Origin of the sequence: Mycobacterium sp., assembly GCF_044370595.1 — a bacterium.
Classification (GTDB): domain Bacteria; phylum Actinomycetota; class Actinomycetes; order Mycobacteriales; family Mycobacteriaceae; genus Mycobacterium.
In genome coordinates this window covers 1-2,891 of record NZ_JBILVF010000250.1, presented here as the reverse complement: position 1 = coordinate 2,891, position 2,891 = coordinate 1, and the positions used below count along the sequence as shown (strand labels likewise).

The following is a 2,891-nucleotide window of genomic DNA, read 5'->3' as shown; positions in this document are numbered from 1 at the left end:
GGCGCGACCGAAGAAGAGACCGCCCTTGCCGCCGGGGCCTGCCGCGCCGCCGAGGACTGTGACCGAGCAGGTTGGTTTCTGGACGCAGGCGACAACGCCCGACCCGCCGGCGCCGCCGGGTCCGCCACGCCCGAAGAGGAACCCGCCATTGCCGCCGCGGCCGCCCGGGGCATAGTCCCAGGAGTTTCCGCCCCGGCCGCCGTTGCCGTAGAGCAGGCCGCCGTTGCCGCCATTGCCGCCGCGCGAACCCGGCAGGAACGGGAACGATTCGCCGTAGGAGCCGCCGTCGCCGCCGTTGCCGAACATGCCGGCCGACCCGCCATTGCCGCCGCTGCCCCCGAGGTACTTGAGCCCGCCGCCACCAGCGCCGCCGTTGCCGACGAAGAAGCCGGCCTGTCCGCCATTGCCGCCGTTGAAGCCGCCGCCGCCGTTGCCCAACAGCAAGCCGGCGCGGCCCCCGTCGCAGCGGGTCGTCGCGGCGCAGGTGTTCGCGGTGAAGGTGAAACCGTTGCCGATCAACAACCCCGCGTTGGGACGTGACGGGGTGCCGTCGGAGATGAAGAACGAAACAACCGGGCCCGGTTGGGCTTTGGCGATAGCAGCCGCCGCGGGGGTCGATGCTGCCGCGGTGAACGGGGCGGCCGACGCGGGCGTGACCGGTGCCGGATCGGAGTCCTTCGGTGCTGTTCGGGTCGGCTTCGGGCGGGGGATCGTCGCTGCGGTACGCGGCAGTTCGATCGTTACCACCCTGCCCGTAGCGGTGCCGCGAGCCTTAGCCTCCGGTGCGGCCGCAGCAAGGGAGCGACCTCTCGCCGCCGGGCGAGGGGAGTCCGCGCTGCTGTCGGCGGCACTCGACGTCTGCGCGTTGCCCGTGCGGGTTCCGTGGCGTGCACCACCGGAATCTCCGTTGTCGGCGTGGGCCGCCGCAGCGCCGGCGAGTGCCGCTGCACTCATCGCAACGCCGATCACTCCGGCGCCGAGCCAAGCGGATGCCAGTATCTCGCGGCTGTCTCGACGGGCCCGCCGGGAGCCGGGGGACGGGGCGGCCTCAGCCATGAAAGTTTCCATTCGCAGTTGTCCCGCCCAGCAGGTTCGCGGCGTGCAGTGCGGCGATGATCGCGTCCACCGACTCGGCGGTGCTCTGCTGATCGGTCCGGATACGAACGTCGTACTCCAGGCCATGCCCATGGCACAGTTCGCTGCTGCGTCGCGCCAGCCCGGCGGGTCGGCCTTCAACACGGCCGTCGGCGCGGGAGGATTCGCGCCGCTGCAACTCCCCCACCGAGCAGAACACTCCCACCAGCAGGGTCCGGGCCCCGGCGTCGCGCATCACCCCGAGAACCTCCTGGCTCCACGCAGCGTCCTGGAGGAAGTGATCGATGATGAGGTTGGTGCCCAGCCGAAGGTGCTCGCCCCAGCCGCGGTGAATGCCGGTCAGCAGGCCCCGGGTGTGCGGACTCATGACCAGCCGGACCCGGGGGGCGGGGTCCTGCTCGCCGGCCTGGCCCTCGTCGAGGTACTCCCAGGCGGCGCGGCCGTCGTGCGGTTCGCGGGAGACAAGACGCCCGAGGTCGCCGCCGTTCAAGGCGACGAAACTGATCGGAAAGAGCGTGTCGGGGATCAGGGCGACGATGTCGTCGAAGGCCACCCGGGCGAAGAGCGCCGTCGGATCGCCGTCGGCCAGGACGGACAAACGCTCCTGCAGCGCCCGGCACAGCGTCGACTTACCCGAGGAACTAGGCCCATTGACCAGAATCGCCACCGGGGCGGACTCCGGACTCACCGGATGCACTCGATGAACGCCACCGGCGGGACATCCAGGAACGTTGACCAGTAGTCGGAGTCGTAGTCCTTCAGTGCTTCCGGAGACAGCGCCGGGGAGTGCCAGCGCACCTCGGAAAAGCCGGCCCGCTCAATGGCCTCCTCGTGAGCGGCCACGTCGAGGTGGTAATTCTCGATCGAGAAAGGGCCGTCCTCGAGATGGAAGGTCCACTGGATCGGGGTGCCCTCCTGCCACTGCCCGACGGCGGTGGTCTCGAATCCGTATGTGCGGTACGACGGGGCGGTGGTGAGGTCCAGGGCCGGGTTGGTGTTGACCGTGACGAACCGTCCCCCGGGCTTGAGTGAGCGGGCGATCCCGTCGCACATTGCCTGCAGTTCCTCCCGGGTCCGGGCGTAGTTGAGCAGGTAGGCGGCGACGGTCAGGTCGACGGGGTCCTCTCCGGACAACTCCCGGGCATCGGCCACCGCGTAGGTGACGCCCAGGGGTTGGCGCGCCTCCTGGGCTTGCGCCAGGGCGATCATGCCGTCGGACAGGTCCAGTCCGTGCACCCGCGCCGCGCCGCGATGCCGGATCAACCGGGTGTAGAACCCCTCGCCGCAGGCCAGGTCCAGGGCGCTGAGTCCGGTGGGATCGCCGATGAGGTCCATCAGCGTGAAGCACTCGATGAACGTTCGCCACGGCTGCTGCTTGGATCGCTGATACTGCTCGGCGATCGGGTTGTAATCGGTTGTCACGACGACCTCTCTCCGAATCGGCTGCGGCGCATACCTATTCGGTACAGCACCGCCGCCACGAAGAATCCGGTGAACCACGCATACGGATAGATGGCGTCCCACCAGTCCGGGCCACCGCCCAGGACCTTCACGCTACGCAGAAAACCGGGCACATTGGGCGCGACGCCGATCACCAAGGCCGCCATCGCGATCGGGTTCACCCCGGCGTAGCGACCATTGACGCGGTACAGGTCGGGTACGTCGAGTTCCCTGCGCCGGATGAGCCAGTAGTCGACCACCATGATGCCGGCGATGGGACCCAGCAGGGCGCTGTAGCCCACCAGCCAGTTGAAGATGTAGGTGTCGGCGCTGGAGAGCAGTTGCCACGGCATGCT

3 protein-coding genes and 1 pseudogene are annotated in these 2,891 nt (G+C 69.2%); all 4 read right to left on the bottom strand.

Going from position 1 to position 2,891, the window contains the following annotated elements:
- Nucleotides 1–1,056, bottom strand: a pseudogene (locus tag ADBZ5N_RS18415) (hypothetical protein); the annotation flags it as partial.
- Entirely contained in the window at nt 1,049–1,783 is a 735-nt protein-coding gene (locus ADBZ5N_RS18410; protein ID WP_526259971.1) for a phosphotransferase-like protein, read from the bottom strand. The pseudogene ADBZ5N_RS18415 and the gene ADBZ5N_RS18410, both read right to left, overlap by 8 nt.
- Complete coding sequence (locus ADBZ5N_RS18405; protein ID WP_526259969.1) at nt 1,780–2,517, bottom strand: class I SAM-dependent methyltransferase; 738 nt, start codon at nt 2,515–2,517, stop codon at nt 1,780–1,782. The genes ADBZ5N_RS18410 and ADBZ5N_RS18405 overlap by 4 nt, the downstream gene beginning before the upstream one ends.
- Nucleotides 2,514–2,891 (bottom strand): cytosine permease (locus tag ADBZ5N_RS18400; protein ID WP_526259967.1); only part of this gene is annotated, 378 nt, incomplete at its 5' end. The genes ADBZ5N_RS18400 and ADBZ5N_RS18405, both read right to left, overlap by 4 nt.